This window comes from Bartonella sp. AC10YNML (genome assembly GCF_042196825.1).
Taxonomy (GTDB): Bacteria; Pseudomonadota; Alphaproteobacteria; order Rhizobiales; family Rhizobiaceae; genus Bartonella.
The window spans coordinates 17361-35022 of sequence record NZ_JBHIRA010000017.1 but is presented as its reverse complement, the minus strand read 5'-3'; the positions used below and the strand labels follow the sequence as shown (position 1 = coordinate 35022).

Genomic DNA, 17662 nt, shown 5'->3' with positions numbered 1-17662 from the left:
CTTTAAAACTCTTTGAAAAAAAATGAATTGGTACAAAACCTAGTGGCAAAATATACAAAACCTGCTGGCAAGCTACAATCGCTTTATAAACTGTGGCGGAGAGAGAGGGATTTGAACCCCCGATAGAGTTGCCTCTATGCCGCATTTCGAGTGCGGTGCTTTCAACCACTCAGCCATCTCTCCATAATAAAGTGAAACAAAAATCGGTATTATTTGAGTGTATAAGAGGTAGATAACCTTCAATTGTTTTTGGTACAACCTTTTTTTCTTTTTTATGGGACTTTATTGACAGAGAATAGAAATTCCTTCATATATACAAAATATAAGCGTGGGGAAATCTGCGCATATTTGTGTTGAAGAAGGTTTTATCCTTCTTTGAGATCTATTACGACTGATAAAAAGCAGCCTATTTTCCCTTATTTCAAGGCAGAAATTAAATAAGAGCTGGAGTGAACGGAAGGATAAAAAATGTTCGCAGTCATTAAAACTGGTGGTAAGCAATACCGCATTGTTGCTAATCAAGTGGTAAAAGTTGAAAAAGTTAGTGGAAATGCGGGTGATGTAGTTGAATTCAATGACATATTAATGGTTGGGCAAGAAGGTAATGCGGTTATTGGTACCCCTGTCGTTGCTGATGCATTGGTGACAGCTGAGATTTTAGAACAGGCACGTGGGCGCAAGGTTATCGCATTTAAGAAGCGCCGTCGTCAAAATTCTAAACGCACGCGTGGCCATCGTCAAGAGTTTACGAGGCTTCGTGTTTTAGAAATTTTAATGGGTGGTTCAAAACCTAAAAAAGTTGCTGAGAAACCTATAAAAGAAGAAACTACACCAAAAGAAACAAAAGCTTCTGCTTCTGTTGAGAAGACGGCTAAAAAAACGGTTGAAAAAAAGACTGCGTCGCAGAAGAAAGTATCTGTAGCATCAAAGAGTAAGAAAGATTAAAGGAGAGCGTCTATGGCACATAAAAAAGCTGGTGGTTCCTCGCGTAATGGTCGTGATTCAGAATCGAAACGTCTAGGCGTTAAAAAATTTGGTGGTGAAACCGTTATTGCCGGAAATATTATTATTCGCCAGCGTGGTACACGTTGGCATCCTGGAAACAATGTCGGCATTGGAAAAGACCATACGCTTTTTGCATTATCAAATGGAAAGGTTTCTTTTCAACGCAAAGCGGGTAATCGTTCCTATGTTTCAGTCATTCCTATGGTGGAGGCAGCAGAGTAATCTGTAACACTCTCTAGCCATAAACAGGATTTCATTGAATTGTAGTTGTGGTTTTATAAGTATTAAAAGGGAAAGATGAATCTCATCTTTCCCTTTTTGCGTTGGTACTATAATAAATGTAGAAGATAAAAGGTAGAATTGGGGAAATTACTTTTCTCAATGAGGGAAAAAGTTTGTGCGTTGTTATGTTAGTATTTAGTTCTGAACATATTGATATTATGATAGAATTTGTTGATAAGTTTCTGTATAATAATAGTGAGGAGAGATTTTCTTTTTATGTATAAAGAAGTGTCGAGTAATTTCTTATAAGAGAAGCAGTTTGTTTTCAGAAAATTATGAGAAATTTAATGAGAGCATTCTTTATGTAATCATTTTGATAAAGATGGGTCTTTTTATCGGCATTGTGGTATTGATGAGTTGTCATACTGTTTTTAGGTGGTAGTGTGGATAGGTGGGGCTATTCATTTAAAAAGACATAAGGATAAAAAAATCCATAAGAAGGCAGTCAAAACTACTTTGAAAGTGACGTGTATTAAGGAATTTTCGGTAAATCGAGAGTGAAATTATATTTTTAAGGAGGACGGTGTTTAAAGATATAAAAATAACTAACGTGCAATCAGCGCCCTTCAAGAATATTTTTTCTGATTTCACTATTATTGTGTATTGTTGAAAATAAACAAGCATAAAAGCTAGGGTTAAGGCAATAACTGCTTTTCATTTTTTACTTTATTTATCTTATTTGTAGAGTTTTTCTTGATTTTAGTAGTTGGTGATGGTGCTTGAGGGTGTCGTACTTTGCAAATGTGCGACAGAGGGCATTGTGTATTTGCGATATTGATTGAAGTAAAGGTGTAGCTTAAAATATATAAATATTATATATCGAGAGTTTGATATCATAAGATGGGCAGTACGGAATTTTAAAGATGATAAGTTGCATGGAGCAATTTGTAATTATGTAATGAATTTATAAAGAGGGATAATAGGTTAAATAAACTTTGAGGAATCAATTAAAATATTAGCTGAAGTTACGGATGATTGGGAAGGATGCTTTCTTGTAGGGAGAATAATGGAAAGTTATGTTGAATAACTTAGGATAATGAGAACGTTTTGAAAGCATAGTTTTTCAGGTGATTGGTGCTGTAAAAAACGGTTTTTTTGTCTTTGTAAAGTAAAAGAGTAAGAGGCAGACTTGCTTATGATGATTTTAAGCACTTGGCTAGATAATAATATCCAATTGTTTTAGCGGTTACATTGAGGTATTTAAGCACCTCACTTAGCTATATTCCGTAAAATATAAATAAAGCTGTGGTGGTATTTATAGCTTGTATTTTGGGAAATGCAGCTTTGAAAAGGAATTTATCAGAGATATTGGTGTTCAAATGTGAGGCAATTTGAATTCATGATGAGATATGAGAAAGCAGAAGCAATGAATGTAGATTTTACTGATGGTGAAATCTTGTCTATAAGATCTGTAAAACTTGCAGCTGCTTTTGATCATAAAAATGATGCAATTTATGCTGCTGCTGAATTGCTTGTGCAGGTTGGTGCCGTTGATAAATGTTATCTGGCAAGTATGCTGGCACGTGAAGAAACAACCAATACTTGGCTTGGAAATGGTATAGCCATTCCTCATGGTATGGCTGAAAATCGTGATTTAATTATCAAGGATGCTGTTGCTGTTATACAGGTTCCTGCTGGTGTTGAGTGGCAGGATGGCAAGAAAGCATATTTGGTTATTGCCATTGCAGCGTGTCCAGATCGCTATAGAGAAATTTGTAAAAAATTGACGTCTCTTTTATTTGATAAAAAACAGCTTGAAGTACTTGCAACAACTATGGACAAGCAGCAAATTGTTACAACTTTGTTTGACAAAAATATGAAGATAGAAAAAACTTTTATTGGTGACCTTTCGGTGTGTCAGGAATGGATTTTAGATTATCCAAGTGGTCTTCATGCACGACCAGCTTCTCTTTGGGTTGATTTTGCGAAAAAGGCTCAAAGCTCTATCAGAGTTCGCCATGGTCAATATACCGTTGAAATGAAAAATTTAGTTGGTTTATTGCAATTAGGAGCAAAAAACGGTGATGTTCTGATTTTTTCTACAGATGCTGCAGAAGGAGCACAACTTCTCAATGATGCCATTGCTATTGCAAAAAAAGTGAGTATTAGCGAAAAATGTCTGATGAGAGCAATGGAATCTCAAACAAAGGCTTTTCATGGTTGGTATCCACGCTCTATGCAAAAAGGCATTTCTGGTGTTGGAGCGAGTTCAGGATTAGCATTTGGTAAGATTTTTGTTTTAAAGCAAAATGATATTTCCATAATAGATCAGCCAATTGATTTTGCAGCTGGTGCAGCATGTCTTGAAAATGCTCTTACAAAAACAAAACATAAAATGGCATCTGTGATTTCTGATATTACAGTGCGTATGGGAGCAGATTCTGCTGCGATTTTTTCTGCGCAAATGGTTTTGCTTGAAGATGAAAATTTAATAGCTCAAGCTTGTCGTTTTATAGCGGAAGGTCATGGTGTCGCTTGGTCTTGGGATAGAGCGGTTCATCAATTTTCAGATATGTTTTTTAAGGTAGATAATCCTTTGTTAGCAGCACGTGCTGTTAATTTAGTTGATGTTGGTCGACGTGTTTTAGGTGAAATCAATCCATCCTATAGATCGTTCTTTTTAAATGATATTCCACATGGTGTAATTCTGGTTACAAATGACCTTTCTCCTTCTGATGTAGCACAACTTGATTGTACAAGGGTAAAAGGATTAGCAACAGCATGGGGAGGTCCGTTATCTCATACAGCTATTTTGGCGCGTACTCTTGGTATTCCAATGGTTGTTGCTGCAGGTGATGATATTTTAGCAATTCAGTCTGATATTCAGGCTATTATTGATGGCGATAACGGGTTTATTTACCTTGATCCTACGCTTGAAGACGTTGAAGATGCTCAAAGGCATATTGATACTGTTGCGCAAAAACGTGTCAGTGAAATAAGTGCGTGTAGATTACCAGCGCAAACGACAGATGGTCAAAGAATTCGTATCATGGCTAATGTCAACTACGCAAATCAGGTTCCTGTTGCGCTTGATTTGGGGGCTGAAGGTGTTGGACTTATGCGCACGGAATTTTTGTTTTTAGAGAATCCATATATTCCGGATGAAGAGCTACAATTTAATATATATCGGGCGATGATTACAGCTGTAGGAGATAAGCCATTAATTATTCGTGCACTTGATATTGGTGGAGATAAACAGGTTACGCATTTACATTTATCTAAAGAGGACAATCCTTTTTTAGGTGTTCGAGGAACGCGGCTTTTGTTACGTCGACGTGATCTTTTGGTGCCTCAATTACGTGCTTTATATCGAGCAGCAAAAGAGGGTGGAGATCTATGGATTGTGTTTCCGATGGTCATGTCTGTTTCAGAGATTGTTGCTCTAAAAAAGATTGCAGAGGAAATCCGCAACGATATTGATGCACCAAAATTAAAACTTGGTATTATGATCGAAGTTCCAGCAGCGGCCATTATGGCAGATGTATTGAGCGCCCATGTTGATTTTTTTTCAATTGGAACCAATGACCTAACACAGTATACAATGGCTGTTGATCGGCAAAATCCGTACCTTGTGTCTGAAGCTGATAGCCTTGATCCAGCAGTTTTGCGTATGATTTATCAGACTATTCAGGGAGCTGCACAAAATAAGTGTTGGGTTAGTGTATGTGGTGGTATGGCTGGAGATCCTTTTGGTGCAATGATTTTGACTGGATTGGGAATTAATGAGCTTTCTATGATATCTTGCGATATTTCTCCAGTAAAGGCGTATTTACAGACTCATAGTTTTGAAGATATGAAAATTTTAGCACAAAAAGCATTACAATGTGAAACTGCACGAGCTGTACGTGCTCTAAGCAAGGATATAAGGTGATAAAGAACATTAAGGGGAAAGAACGAGCTCATTTTGCAGACTAATCAGATTTTTAGTGCTGTAAAACATTATCCTTTAGGACGATTATAGGCAGCATATTAATTTATAATGGTAATTTATCGTTTTACATAATGAGAACCCTGAATATTGTAGGGTTTTCTCGTTTTAAATTTCTCTATATTAAATTAATAAAAATTATTCTTTTATACATTACAAAGAGGAGTAATGTATAGATAAAAACACTCTAAGAAAGAATAAATTCCTTTTATGCATTCTCTCAAATAGCAATAGATATTGTAACATTAGGCGATAAATAGCGTGATGTTACTTGGCTTTTCCTTTTTATTTAAGGAAAGATGATGCTATCCAATAGATTTTATACCATTCATAGACACCGTATGAGTTAGATGTGACAAGCTTTAAGAGATGTTTTTTAACAAACGTGTGGATGAGAAAGAAAATAGTATTTTTAGAGTATTCTGTTTTGTGATGAGACCATATCACGCTTAAAGAATGCGATAATCAAAAGTATGAAGTAATACGTAATCTCTTTTAAATAATTGAGATTACTTTAGATATTTTGAAAACTGTAAAGCTGAATTTAAAAGTATATGGTAAAAATGAAAACAGGTTTGCATTTTTATGATTTTGTATTTGATCAAAACGAGACTATTTTTTCATTTCAGAAAATAAGATATATTCATACATATTAAATTAAAAATGCAAAGTTTTTTGTCTGAATTTTATTTTCTTTAGTATCAACTAAATATAGAAGTGTGAAATTGAGTAGAGGATTTAGAGTAGGGCTTATTATGGATCCTATGAAAGAGAAAACTGACACCGTCACACTATTTTACAGCTCTCAATGTTGCAAAAATTCGTGCTATTTGAGAAAATGCATAAGAGCCACTTATCCTCTCTTAAAATGTTCTCCCCCCACATACCATCCCTTCCTATTAAGCAAGTGATTTTAATTAATTCAATATGAAAGGAGTTATGGTGAGAAAAAATTACGATATTCGAGGTTTTTATGATGTGTAAACGATGGTTCATCATTATAAATCAATATGTTATATATTGTCTGAAACATAAAAGTGATTAGCTGGTAGATCTCATTTCAAGAGAGAGTTGTTTGTAATCAAAGTTATAGTGATTAAGGATTTTCATCCTTGGAGGCAAGAAGGAGGTCGAGAATGATTTTATTGAAATGAAATTTATTATCTGAATAAACAATTTTAATATTAGGGATATAAGAAGTTCATATCGTTATTATTCTATTTATTATTAGGGTAATCAATGCTGTGAAGCGAGAAATATTTAATTATTTGGTTGCGTAAAACCATGGACTGTATGCCAATTTTAAGAGAAGTATTTTTTTGTGAAGCAGAAAGTGCGTAAATGAGCATGAAAGTTTATAACTGGTGACAATCTTTTTATTCCCATTATTGTATTCTACAAACCTATCCACGAAAAAAGTTTTTTCTTAAAAAGAAGAGATGTGCTTGTTATTCAACAGATAAAAGCTCTTATTTTAATAAATGAATTTGTTTTTTGGGTTTTGAATGTATAGTTTAGACTTGCACGTTATTTCTTTCTGGGTATAGTGCAAACTTCTGGAGAGGTGGCCGAGTGGTTGAAGGCGCACGCCTGGAACGCGTGTATATGGGAAACCATATCGAGGGTTCGAATCCCTCTCTCTCCGCCATTAATTTAAAACGAACTTTCATATGCTTGATATGACATAGTTTAAAAAGCTCAGCATTTGCAGGATTTTTTATTGTTTGAAATTGACTAGTTCGTGCCGATCTATGCCTGTCATTATGTACACTTAGAAATTACTATTGAATTTTCATCAATTTTATAATTTCTAAGCTCCTCTTCTCTCGATCTTTAGATAACCTGATCTAGCATAAACGATCTCTTCAAATATCATTAAAGGATTTTTGCCATTATCACTAACTTCTGGTAGAGCTTTTAGAATTAATGGTGATCATAGTGCTATTTGCAATTTTGTTGATTAACGGGCTAAATGCGTTTTATCCACATCAGAGATAACGAATACCTCAGCTTTTTTCACGCAATGTGCTCATTTAAAATTAATGTCATGAATATTTGTACAAAATTTTTATCTATACGATAATCAAAAAAAGGCTGACGTAATATAATAATTGAACATCATTCATGCGGCACTTTCTTTTATCTCTAAGCTTTGTATGTAAATAGATAGTCCGTGCAAAATAAATAAAGGGGCGCAAAAGCCTATAAATACACACAGGACGTATAATATAGAAAATGAAAAAAATTTTCCTGCATATAAAAGCACAATAGAGAATAAAGCTGTTATAATGCGCACACTGGCATCGCCTGCTAAAATAACCTCGGCTAAATTTTCACTAGGTGTGATAGCTTGTCCAATCGTTATTCCCGATACCCTAAAATAAAATTGCCCAATACCTAATAAAAACCCCATAATATAAAGGGAATATTGAGTAAAATTTAAATATAAAACAAAAGAGATTGCGATCACGGCAAAAGCCGGTGCCCCCCATACAAAAAAACGAATTAAAGATGGAAATTTCCGTAAATAATAAGATGAGATAAGACCATTGATCACAAAACCCAGTGCTGACAAAGCAAAAATAGAATTTTGAATAGCTGTAAATTTTATGTTATCTGATGTTATAGAAGCAAGAGCAAGTGGCAATAAAACAATAGGCCCCGTATAGAGAGAATTATTCAAAATACGATTAATCGTTAAAAACCGCAACGCAGAAATCCGCCAAAGGCATCTAAAACCAACTCCATAAGCCTTTTGAGATGGCTTTTTTAATAGCTCTTTTACTCTGTTTAGGTGTTGTATAGACTTTATACGAAACCATAAGCTGGCATTCAAAAGATAGATAAATACAATAAAGGCTATGGCTATTTTGTGCCCCAAATGCGCAATTATAAAATATATAAGCAACGGGGATATAATAACAAAAAACTGACAGCAACTAGTATAAAATGCAAAAATTCCAGCTTTTTGTTTGGGAGCTGGAACCAGCAGATTCAAGGCACTATTGTTATTTGGATTATCAGCCCCCATCAAGAGAGAAAGTAAAAAAAATACAAATAAAATAAGCACCGGATTGTTCATAAATAATAAGAAAGACAATAAATAAGCGCAAATAATTTGACTATAAAACCCAATTATAAAGCCTTGATAGTGCGCCAACACATTTCCCAAACATAAACCAGCAATTCCAATTGCGATTAAATTAACGACATTTAAAGTAGCAGACGCTTTTCCTGTTGTATCTTGGAATTGTAACAAAGAAAGGCCAATAGATAATACACCACTAGCACAAAAACTCGTCAAACAACCAATCACAATCATAAGAAACACAGAATTACGCAATAGCCTCTTCCCTCTTAAATAGAGACTCAAGCCATTTTATGATTTTCTCCATTATCGAATATGGTTCGGGACTAAATTCCAGTTTTTCGTAAAATTTTAGTCTAAATGCGTTATAGGCACTTATTTTTCGCAAGTCATCTGTCAGCATGAATTCTATACTTGGTAACGTTGTACGCATAGATTGAGACAAATAATAGGAAATTACTTTCCAATACATATAGGTACGCTCTCTTGCCAAATAATTTCCCAAGGCATATTTCAAGTGACAACCACTTAAAATATATTTCGGACAATGGTGCAACGGATAATAAATACAAATAGCACCGGCTTCATGTACGGTACAAGAAGAAATATTAATATTTTATCATTTCATAATATTATAAAAATATTCAGTGAGCAGATCTTCCAAATTTAGTCTAGTCACAACAAGATTGGTTGCTAATTTTTGAGCAACATGAGACAAAACCAATCTTACTGTTAAAGTTCCAATAACCTTTAAGTCAGATTCTGAATAAGCTTTTTTAAAATTCTCCACCTCTATGTTTCTGTGACATATAATAACGAGCTCATCTCGTCTGAATGAACAAGATGTAATTCTAAACCAATATTATCACAAAGTTTTGAGCTCTTGAATTCTCCGTATCCTAATCTGGTATTCTTAAATCATTATAGGAACTGAGAATTTTTAAGTATTCCAACTTTTATTAAACTTTGTAACAATCTATAGGAATCTTCCCTTCACTGAATTCAACAATTATTTTCTCACCACTACAAGAACAAAAAATTATCTTTGAATTTGCTTACTTTTAGAAAGAAAAATGAGCAATACTCTTCCTTAACTAAAAGAAACACGCTCTATACATTTTTCTTTATGATTATCAAAAAACTATTCCGTTACAATTAACCATCAATCATTAGGATAAATATTCTGCGTTTAGCCTAATAAACTGTTATAATCAATGTTTCTCTCTGTTCTAAAAATCAGCGCTTTTCATTCTAGAGATACTCGTAATTGCTGTAAAATCTTTCCAAAAAAAGCCCCCTTAAACATTGCTATTAACACGATCATCCTGAGAAGTTTTATACATACACACTACATTATACGGAATGCTATGTATTTTAAAACTTACTCAACTAACCAATATTTTCTAATGGGCAAAATAAATCACGAAATTTGTGTGCTGTCACAATTAGAAAAACAATCATATATCTCCCTCTATAATTCAAGAGAATTTCATCGACCTTGTGAATATGTCAATCGCGTATTTTTTTGGAAAATCCCTTTGTATCTTTATAGAGCCTTGTTTTGGCAGCATAATTTTTAATATATCATAAATATTTTTATTTAATTTAATTTTAGAAAACTTAGTCATTATCGTGTTTCATTAAATGATATGAGTAAGGTAGGGATTCAATAGTGTTGTTTTGCAGAAAATATTGCGTCCATTCTCTATTTTGGGGTTCGCCATATTTTCCTAAAAAAGGAGATTTTGTGATAATATCAAAAGGTTCAAGCTTTTTTCCTATAACGAGAATGCATTTTGTTCTGTAGAGAGAAGATCAGAAAAAACACTTAAGCTGGAAAGTTAACATAAATATAGAACTTACTTAATTCTGTTTATATAAGACGGGGTATTGCAAACTATGAATATAGGTTCGCTATGAAAGCAGAACTCCCATAGACGATTGTACATATTTTTTGTATATACTTAGGTCATTCTCGGTTGTCAAAATCTCGCAAATTTTTAAGCATAGATCAGAATTTTTCTCTATAAACTTCGATACTTTGTATGGGGCTGGCTCCTCGAATGCGATAAAAGATGTGTTCTTTCCAAAACTTTTATAATTATCGCAATAAGTTATCAGGTCTTCCATCATATTTTTTGAGGTTAGCTTGTTGTAGAACCCAAATCTAAGCATATTTTTTGAGTATCCATTTACACCAAATAGGCAGAAAAGGCCTAATTGTGTTATTCATGGTTGCATTGAATTCTTTAAAAATGACTTGCTTCCATTTTTAATATTTGTCTATATTTTCAATTATTTGCGCTTCTGAATCCATGTTTTCCTCCCCATTGCTGTATTTTATAAGAAATTGCTACGAATGATCCTCTCCAAAGCTGATAATTCATCATCACTGTGTCCCCAAATTGCTATAATAGCTGGGCAGGTATTTAAATCGATGGTTAGGGGGAGGGGCTCGTTTTCTTTAAAAAAGAGCATAAAATGAACCACATTTTCCCAGGAATAAAGCTTTTGCCGCCATACGTTAACATCTTTTATAATATGACCGTCGATCTCGTTGATAAGGAAGATAATACGCCCTTTTTTCTTAAAGCGACTTGGTGTTTGCGAAAACACGCCTGCAATAAGGTTAACGGAGCTTTCAAGTAAACCATCTTCATAGCAATGCGCGAACAAGGTGGGTGCAATTCCTCCGTGGAGGCGGGCTCCTACTTCGATCATCACTGGACCACGAGCTGTTTGCATGATTTCCATATGCGCAGGTCCATATTCAATCCCCAGCGCGCGAATGCATTGTTTTGCATAAGAGATAAGAGGGGCATAAGAGGGATCTTGAGAATCAAGCACATCAAGTGTTTCATAAACAAAAGTACTTCCATTATGAATACCTTTTTTATATCGTGACAAACTACATATTTTTATAGCCTCTCCCTTTACAACGGCATCGACGATGTATTCTTCTCCCTCCAATCTTTCTTGGAGCAAATAGGCCTCGTTAGGTGCGCCAAAAATATTTTTTTTCTTCCAGTCTATTTCAGAGGTCCACATTACTACTTCCTCAAGATTAGAGAAAAATAAAACACCATCACTCCCTGCAGAATCATTTGGCTTTACCACATAGCCGCTGTGGCTTTCAAAACCATCGAAAGTACAATCGTTTTTTGTAAGAATCTTTGATCGGATGTAAGATAAACCATTTTCACAAAGGCGTTTTTGCATCGCTGCTTTTTTCCGTCGCCAATCGGTAGTCAAGGGGTTATTCCCAAGACAACCATAATAAGCCGCCAATTGCTCTGCACAATAGATACCTCTTTCGGCACCCGCTATTACAGCCTCTATCGTGCCGATAGGAAAGCGTTTCTTTATCTCATCTACACTATGAAGCTTCGTTTCTGCCATGCCCTTTCCCTGATAAGAAAGCATAAAGTGTGAAAAAGATGCTGCTTGAGAGACAACACCATAACAAGCATAGCCTAATTTTTGCAAAGCAGGGCCATAGAGGGCACCTGTGGAGAAAGGGTCGACAATAAGAATAGGTTTTCTCATACTTTGTTCCGCTGTGATAAAAGGAAAAGAACATAAATAAAGATTATCAATCCTATAAGGGGCAGAAGATAAACAGCTGCTTGAGGACCCATAAGGGCAGAGCTTGTAAGAAGACCAAGGATAACATAACCTGCCGACTGGGAGAGAGTATAAAGCATGCCGCTATAGCTTCCCACCAGCTCTGCTTGAGCCTCTGTTTTGGTGGCTTCAATCGTATGTTTGCGGGCATTAATTCGCATGGTATTCATTGAAAAACCAATAAAAAAGCAAAAGGCCACAGCTAAATAGGGCGATTGTGTGGTGCTAAAAATAAGATCAGCTACGCTCAACATAAGGGCTGGGAGAATAAATTCAAAACGAGGGATTTTGATAAAAGCAGCCAAAAAAGCGCCCATGCCCGCAACCGCACTGCAAAGCCCATAGTATTCAGAGCCAAAATTTTTCACACTCTGAAAAAGAATGGTTGCCAGCGTATTATAAGCGCAAATATGAAAGCCAATAAGTCCTATGCAGACGCATAAAAGTTTAAGCTCACGGGAGAGTCCATCCGCTTGCGGTGTAGGTGCTGGCTTCTTACCTGTTGCAAGTGCTGTGGTATCTGTAGCGTTGTATTCATCGCAAAATATAATATATCCGGCTATAAGGCTTATAATGATGTCAAACACACAAAGTGTCACAATCAAACCATTATAACCGATTTCAGCCGCTGCCCCTCGAGGGCTGGTCGCTTCTGAGAGATAACCACTTAGTGCTGCTCCCAAAAAAGCGCCAATTTGCACCACTGTTTGCATAATTCGGGAAGCCTTTTGGGCGCTAATATAACCACTAAGTGCTAGTTTAGTATTATAAGTCTCGAGTGTGCTTAAGGTAATCAAAGAGAGATAGCCGATAGAGATAGAGACAGCGATAAAACCAAAGGGGGAATCAGCGTAATGGAAAAGAGCAATCAATAAAAGAAGGCTATAGATAATGATCCGCCTTTTGTATAAATCGATCAACCGCAGTGAGGCTTTAATGTGCACAAGTCCGCTTTTTTTCAAAAGATAGGGCATAAGGGTGCCTAAAGCCATGGTTACGCCTAGGAAAACCGATGAGGATGTTATGCGATAAGCATTCCAAAGATTACTTAAAAATAAAACCATATCAGAAAGATACAGCAGGACAACAAGCCCATAAAACCGAAACATCAGTTGTTTGTGCACATTATCCCCCCCATTTCAGAATCTCTTCAAAACACACAGTATTATAAATCAGCATACATGTTCAAAAGCTATAAACGTGTACATGTATTGCTGTGCATGTCAAGTTTTTTCGGTAGGAAAAATTGAACGCTGATGTTTATGGTAGAGATAGCTTATTTTCAGGAGAATGAGTAGGATGGAGGCTGGTATTTTTACTGTGTTTCTTGGCAGGGGGCTTGCCAATAAGGGACTATGTCCTAGAGATATATTTTGCACTTTCAAGTTGATTTTGTTTATACTCAAGGTTGAGGTTTTTCTATTGACCGTTGTTAGATGTTGTTGTGACAATAAACTTCGTTATCTATCAGAAACATTTATGGCATTAGCGCTAAGGTATTGTATTAAAACCTTTACATAGTAGTCTTTTTATAGAGAGAAGGTATTATTGGTTCAGTTTTAGGAGGCTTTATTACGGCTGATTTTGGCGTCGTCGTTGTTTGAGGGCTTATTATAATATTCTTAGTTTCAGTTTATGAATATAGCGAAACATTTGATTCAAAAGCTTTTGCTAGGCATATTTCAATATCTCAGCGATGTTTTCCAAGAATTGCTCTGCTGCTTTTTAACGGAATCGGATATCAAATGCTTATAGCGAGGGAAGTGGTTTGAGAAAAGATAGAGTTGATTTCATTAGATTCCTATGTAGCGGAATCTACTACCAGCTCTTAGGGACAATAAATACTGAGATCGAACTCATTTCTCTACACTTACACGACGCTATAGGAGTAATCCTCGGAAACTCTACTAGAATTCGTTAAAAAATGGCAGGTTATGGAGTGTGATCAAAAAATATATTTTTTACAAATACTTAATCTCATTTTAAGTTGTCTAAAATATAACCTTATCTTAAAACTAAGTCGATATACCGCCATTTATCATAAAGTTAATAAGTTATACAAAATGCGGGAGTATTGTGTTTTTCTGTTTAGAGACGAGTAAAAAAAACACCTTATTAAACATTAAGAGATTTCAGACATAAAACAATTTAACTTATGGAAAGTATATAGACAAAATGTATTTTGATAAAAAAGTTTATAATTCCATGTGGTCTTCAAAGAAATTTCTCGCCATTACTCAACAGAAAAACATATAATACAAACTTTTCAACCCAGTTATTGGTATAGAAATAATCCAGAAATTAGAGATTACTTAGATAATGGAAAAGCAATTGATCCGTTGCTTTTAGCACTCTTATCAGCGACAGATAGACGCAAACATACGCTTGAAATTATTGAACCTTCCTTAACGTCATCGTAAAATTTATTAATTAGGATCGATATGTTTATTCTAGTCTTGCTTATTTTTATGCTCGAGAGCTTTCTGTTGAAAGTGCCTTTAAATTAAATCAATCTATTCTAAGACCTCATATTACATTTTATCTTCATTTACCGCCCATTACTATACTGGAACGGTTGCAGAAAAGGGATGGTTTAAACTTAAAATACGAAGAAAAACTCTCTTTTATTGAAAAAATTTATTTGGAAAGCTAACTGTAATGGGCTTGTTTTAAAAGATTTAGAGAAGAGGAATAGAAAAGTTATCAATATTTATCGTGAGGATAATAGTGTGTTTATTCTTTTAGAGCCAAAGTGTGATGATAGAAGAACGACATGGAGGAGTATACTCGAGCATATTTTAATGCACGGAATAATAAGGGCAATGATGTGAGTGCAGCTTCCATACCGTAAAATTGTTTCACATATGTATAAAGGTGTAGCTTCTGAATAAAACGCACATAAAATATTAAATTTGTTTTTGTCCATAAATGTTCTGTTTTCATAGAAGAATTAATCATACAACAGCACAAAGATTGTAAAAGCCTCAAAAAAGAAATTTTGCTTTCTTAAATTTAATGATCTAAAATGAAAATTGTAAGAATGCCTGTTTTTAAACAGGATGTATCATGCATATCGACTGGGATTCATTTTAGAGGATAATTTATGTTCACTTCAAATTTGAAGGAACGCATTGCTTTATTTGAAAATAGAACTTTTCTCTATTTTACTTTGAGTGGCTTATTTGCTACATTTGGAAGTGGACTAAATTATATTACATTGTCGTGGCTCGCTTACAATCAGACGGGCTCAATCCGTGGTGTAGCGTTGATGATGCTTTTTCTTTGGACGCCTGGCATTATTTTTGCGCCTATTTTTGGCATATTGGCAGATAAATATAACCGTAAAACGCAGATTATTATTTCAAATCTTGTGAGAGGTTTGGTAATCGTAAGCTGGGTAATGCTTTGGCATTTTGGTATAAAAATTGAATTGATGGTCTTATCTGCTCTTTTGGGTATTTTTATCCCTTTTTATATGCCATCAGCTATTTCTCTAATTCAAAGTATTGTGCTGAAGGAACAGCTCATCAATGCAAATGCAACCATCGATATGGTTTATGAACTTGGCACTATCGTAGGTATGGGCTTAAGTGGATTTATACTATCCTATGCAGGAACAAAAGGAACTCTTCTAATAGGTGGTATATTCTTTATCATTGCTGGTTTATTTAATTTTGTAATGAAGGTACCTAAAAACCGAAGATCTAAAAAACAAAACCAGCAAAATTGGTGGGAAAATTATACAGCATCCCTTCATTATTTTAAACAGAATCCGGCTCTTTTTGTACCTTATATAAGCCAGATGATTATTATGACTCTTTTGATGACCATTCCTGTTATTCTCGTTCCTTATATACAAGAGGTTTTACATGCTGATAACAGGACCTTTGCAATATTTGAGGTGCTTTATTCTATGGGCGTATTGACAGGTGCGTTTTTTTCACCACTTCTTTGTAAAGTTTTATCGATAAGGAAAACATTAGCCATTTTATTAGCTTTTATGGCTATTGGCCTCGCTATTTTATCTGTTAATACACACAATTTTGTTGTTTTTCCTGTTTACTTTATGATTGGATTTGGACTTTCGAGTTGGGCTCTTTCGATTTCTTTATCACAACTCTCTTGTGATCCTGAATACCAAGGAAGATTGCAGGCAAGTTTTAATGGTATCTCTGGATGCTTGATCCTCGGATTCTATCTCATTATGGCAAGCGATAACAGTAGCATATCACCTCAATCGATATATTTTTTTCAAAGCATTGTTGCGTTTGTTGGAATTCTCATTGTACTGTTTTATAAACATGAAAAACAATAAATTGGCTTTAAGTGTGGTAAAATACGCTATTTTATAAATATTTACGCTGCAGCACATTTCACATTTTGTTTTTAAAGGGGTGGTGAGCAAATGGAAAGTTGGTGCTTAATAAATAAAGCATAAATTGATGTATGCTAGAGAATACCCTTCACTTTTTGATAATGATCCAAAAGAATTGATGCGTTTCTTTAATTCACCTCAGTGCTGTTAAGAAGACGAAAACGTAACACTTTAAATCTTCTTGAAAGTTTTTTGTCTAAGCGTAGCAGAAAGTAAAGCGATGAGGTAATATCTTATCATACGAGGAGAGTATTGCATTATTTTTGTTTTTCAAAATCCATATGAAAAATTGTATCAATTTCATCTTCATTGGAATGGGTGTTTCTACGACGATGCAAGGTTTGCACAATCTCTTTTTTTAAAACAGCATCTGTTTCACTTAAACGGTGAATACTGAGTTCCAATTCAAGAGATAATGCTAAATCCACGCACAGTTTAAGCTCTTCTCCAATGTCGAAACCGCGTTGATAGTCGTCATAAAGACCAACCAGTGTATCAGATAATTCTTTATCGCATAAAGAGGTCATGCTTAATTCCTCAACGTTGCGGGTTTCCATGCAGCTTTTTTAAGTATCACTCCACTATCATCACTTAAAATTGCCATGTATACGAACCTCATGGTTTTGTCAATTTTCTGCAAAATACGCGCTTTTAAATCAAAGCCTATTAAAGATTTTATTACTCCAAGATTTTGAAGCGCCCAATTGTAAATATGGATGGCAATGTGTTTACTATAGAATTTATAGCATTTAAAATACATTGCCAAAAGGCTTTTAATATGCGTAGAGGAAGAGTATTCTGACGATAAACCAAAAAACCTGAAATCTCTATTGCCAGTTACAGCTAAATCAGTGCCATTAATATATAAAATAAGCAAACAGGGTTTGTAAACGTCTAACTTTTTAATAACGAGTGATAATCTCATTTTTTGTAGAATACCAATTATTTTGCCTATTTTATATTGATTTTTAGACATTGATAAACTTTTTACCTTATAAAACCTATGGGAAATGCATTAGCATATTTTTGTAATAAAATTTCAGTGGTATATTGCACAGCATGAAATGAAGAGAATCGTATTAGGCTTTTTGCTTTTGAAAGAATATGACTGCAACTTTTGAGAAAGCAGTTGGCAAGAATTGGCTTGGCATGCAAACTGATAGAGTTGGCATTGGCGCATTTAGTTTTTTCATTGGCCTGTGTCCAAATGTTTTTGACTCTGGAAAATAGCCTCTGATAGGCTTGAGTTTTTCCAAGGTTATATTACAGGGGCGCAGCTCAGAAAAATACCACGGCGATTGCATTTTTTGTAATTGTCATAATTTTCGCTCCTGCTTAAATGGATACTGTAACATCCGTT

General features: G+C 34.8%; 13 protein-coding genes, 2 tRNA genes and 1 pseudogene. 7 read left to right on the top strand and 9 right to left on the bottom strand.

Annotation, left to right across the window (positions count from 1 at the left end; all coding sequences use genetic code 11):
• Positions 1 to 93 precede the first annotated feature (93 nt).
• Positions 94 to 183: transfer RNA gene (locus tag ACFINA_RS07985), tRNA-Ser, on the bottom strand.
• 285 nt (positions 184 to 468) lie between these two features.
• On the opposite strand from ACFINA_RS07985, the gene rplU reads away from it, so the two are divergent.
• The 4 genes from rplU to ACFINA_RS07965 all read left to right on the top strand — a co-directional run bounded on the left by rplU (position 469) and on the right by ACFINA_RS07965 (position 6863).
• Complete coding sequence (gene rplU, locus ACFINA_RS07980) at positions 469 to 945, top strand: 50S ribosomal protein L21 (RefSeq protein ID WP_375606203.1); 477 nt, start codon at positions 469 to 471, stop codon at positions 943 to 945.
• 12 nt (positions 946 to 957) lie between these two features.
• Positions 958 to 1227, top strand: a complete 270-nt coding sequence (gene rpmA / locus ACFINA_RS07975) for a 50S ribosomal protein L27 (RefSeq protein ID WP_273723965.1) — start codon at positions 958 to 960, stop codon at positions 1225 to 1227.
• A 1399-nt stretch (positions 1228 to 2626) separates the two neighbouring features.
• The gene (gene ptsP / locus ACFINA_RS07970; protein WP_375606204.1) at positions 2627 to 5158 is read left to right on the top strand and encodes a phosphoenolpyruvate--protein phosphotransferase; all 2532 of its coding nucleotides are present in this window, start codon (positions 2627 to 2629) and stop codon (positions 5156 to 5158) included.
• A gap of 1615 nt (positions 5159 to 6773) precedes the next feature.
• Positions 6774 to 6863 (top strand) — tRNA-Ser (locus ACFINA_RS07965).
• A 474-nt stretch (positions 6864 to 7337) separates the two neighbouring features.
• Here the strand turns inward: ACFINA_RS07965 and ACFINA_RS07960 are convergent.
• The 6 genes from ACFINA_RS07960 to ACFINA_RS07935 all read right to left on the bottom strand — a co-directional run bounded on the left by ACFINA_RS07960 (position 7338) and on the right by ACFINA_RS07935 (position 13036).
• Positions 7338 to 8558, bottom strand: coding sequence for an MFS transporter (locus tag ACFINA_RS07960; protein ID WP_375615383.1), 1221 nt, complete (start codon positions 8556 to 8558; stop codon positions 7338 to 7340).
• Between the two features lie 1365 nt (positions 8559 to 9923).
• On the bottom strand, positions 9924 to 10055 hold the full coding sequence (locus ACFINA_RS07955; RefSeq protein ID WP_375608756.1) for a hypothetical protein: 132 nt from the start codon (positions 10053 to 10055) through the stop codon (positions 9924 to 9926).
• Between the two features lie 107 nt (positions 10056 to 10162).
• Positions 10163 to 10252, bottom strand: a complete 90-nt coding sequence (locus ACFINA_RS07950) for a YqcI/YcgG family protein (RefSeq protein WP_375606207.1) — start codon at positions 10250 to 10252, stop codon at positions 10163 to 10165.
• Entirely contained in the window at positions 10218 to 10478 is a 261-nt protein-coding gene (locus ACFINA_RS07945) for a hypothetical protein (protein WP_375606208.1), read from the bottom strand. The genes ACFINA_RS07950 and ACFINA_RS07945 overlap by 35 nt, the downstream gene beginning before the upstream one ends.
• A 165-nt stretch (positions 10479 to 10643) precedes the next feature.
• Positions 10644 to 11849 carry an ATP-grasp domain-containing protein gene (locus tag ACFINA_RS07940; protein WP_375606209.1) on the bottom strand — a complete coding sequence of 402 codons (1206 nt, stop codon included), beginning with the start codon at positions 11847 to 11849 and terminating at the stop codon, positions 10644 to 10646.
• On the bottom strand, positions 11846 to 13036 hold the full coding sequence (locus ACFINA_RS07935) for a hypothetical protein (protein ID WP_375615384.1): 1191 nt from the start codon (positions 13034 to 13036) through the stop codon (positions 11846 to 11848). Before ACFINA_RS07935 ends, ACFINA_RS07940 begins: the two co-directional genes overlap by 4 nt.
• A 1098-nt stretch (positions 13037 to 14134) precedes the next feature.
• Here ACFINA_RS07935 and ACFINA_RS07930 point away from each other — a divergent pair.
• The 3 genes and pseudogenes from ACFINA_RS07930 to ACFINA_RS07920 all read left to right on the top strand — a co-directional run bounded on the left by ACFINA_RS07930 (position 14135) and on the right by ACFINA_RS07920 (position 16242).
• The gene (locus ACFINA_RS07930; RefSeq protein WP_375606210.1) at positions 14135 to 14347 is read left to right on the top strand and encodes a hypothetical protein; all 213 of its coding nucleotides are present in this window, start codon (positions 14135 to 14137) and stop codon (positions 14345 to 14347) included.
• Between the two features lie 26 nt (positions 14348 to 14373).
• Positions 14374 to 14580, top strand: a pseudogene (locus ACFINA_RS07925) (hypothetical protein); the annotation flags it as partial.
• Between the two features lie 450 nt (positions 14581 to 15030).
• Positions 15031 to 16242 carry an MFS transporter gene (locus ACFINA_RS07920; RefSeq protein WP_375606211.1) on the top strand — a complete coding sequence of 404 codons (1212 nt, stop codon included), beginning with the start codon at positions 15031 to 15033 and terminating at the stop codon, positions 16240 to 16242.
• A gap of 317 nt (positions 16243 to 16559) precedes the next feature.
• Here ACFINA_RS07920 and ACFINA_RS07915 read toward each other — a convergent pair whose 3' ends face one another.
• Together ACFINA_RS07915 and ACFINA_RS07910 are read right to left on the bottom strand one after the other, a co-directional pair.
• Positions 16560 to 16829 carry a hypothetical protein gene (locus ACFINA_RS07915; protein WP_012754562.1) on the bottom strand — a complete coding sequence of 90 codons (270 nt, stop codon included), beginning with the start codon at positions 16827 to 16829 and terminating at the stop codon, positions 16560 to 16562.
• Positions 16830 to 16831: 2 nt separating this feature from the next.
• Complete coding sequence (locus ACFINA_RS07910; protein ID WP_375606212.1) at positions 16832 to 17278, bottom strand: hypothetical protein; 447 nt, start codon at positions 17276 to 17278, stop codon at positions 16832 to 16834.
• Positions 17279 to 17662 lie beyond the last annotated feature (384 nt).

Coding starts and splice junctions, on each gene's coding strand:
- ACFINA_RS07910 (WP_375606212.1), bottom strand. CDS start 17,278: ATGTCTAAAAATCAATATAAAATAGGCAAAATAATTGGTATTCTACAA.
- rplU (WP_375606203.1), top strand. CDS start 469: ATGTTCGCAGTCATTAAAACTGGTGGTAAGCAATACCGCATTGTTGCT.
- ACFINA_RS07940 (WP_375606209.1), bottom strand. CDS start 11,849: ATGAGAAAACCTATTCTTATTGTCGACCCTTTCTCCACAGGTGCCCTC.
- ACFINA_RS07950 (WP_375606207.1), bottom strand. CDS start 10,252: ATGTACAATCGTCTATGGGAGTTCTGCTTTCATAGCGAACCTATATTC.
- rpmA (WP_273723965.1), top strand. CDS start 958: ATGGCACATAAAAAAGCTGGTGGTTCCTCGCGTAATGGTCGTGATTCA.
- ACFINA_RS07920 (WP_375606211.1), top strand. CDS start 15,031: ATGTTCACTTCAAATTTGAAGGAACGCATTGCTTTATTTGAAAATAGA.
- ACFINA_RS07945 (WP_375606208.1), bottom strand. CDS start 10,478: ATGCTTAGATTTGGGTTCTACAACAAGCTAACCTCAAAAAATATGATG.
- ptsP (WP_375606204.1), top strand. CDS start 2,627: ATGATGAGATATGAGAAAGCAGAAGCAATGAATGTAGATTTTACTGAT.
- ACFINA_RS07915 (WP_012754562.1), bottom strand. CDS start 16,829: ATGACCTCTTTATGCGATAAAGAATTATCTGATACACTGGTTGGTCTT.
- ACFINA_RS07935 (WP_375615384.1), bottom strand. CDS start 13,036: ATGTTTCGGTTTTATGGGCTTGTTGTCCTGCTGTATCTTTCTGATATG.